The 351-nt window shown below is 52.7% G+C and carries 1 protein-coding gene; it reads left to right on the plus strand.

The window, feature by feature from the left end:
• Positions 1-143: 143 nt before the first annotated feature.
• Positions 144-326 (plus strand): hypothetical protein, encoded by a 183-nt coding sequence (locus GYA94_RS26540; RefSeq protein ID WP_029886605.1) that lies wholly within the window; start codon positions 144-146, stop codon positions 324-326.
• The last annotated feature ends 25 nt before the right edge of the window (positions 327-351 follow it).

The following is a 351-nucleotide window of genomic DNA, read 5'->3' on the forward strand; positions in this document are numbered from 1 at the left end:
GATAGGGCCAGCCCAGGCACTACACCTTTGAGCCTTCATGAAACTTGTTTCATGCCCGTTTTATTTACTTAGGCTGCTAACAAACTCTATAAAGAAGGTGTGCGACAGAGTGTCGCAGCCCTCTCAAGAAGTGGAGTTTAACGATGACAGTCCAAGTAACCGAACGCGACGAATCGAAAATGTCCCACGAAGGCGTGGCCGCTGGCGTACGCATCTGGGATGTGCACCAACAAGGCCAACTGGTCGGTATGTTCCACAATGAACACGAGGCCCACCAGTACCGGGCAGAGCTCGAGAACCTGGAAAACCAGCGCACCACGCAATGACCCCATTCGTCATGAAAAACCCCGC

The sequence above is a fragment of the Pseudomonas juntendi genome (assembly GCF_009932375.1).
Classification (GTDB): Bacteria; Pseudomonadota; Gammaproteobacteria; order Pseudomonadales; family Pseudomonadaceae; genus Aquipseudomonas; species Aquipseudomonas juntendi.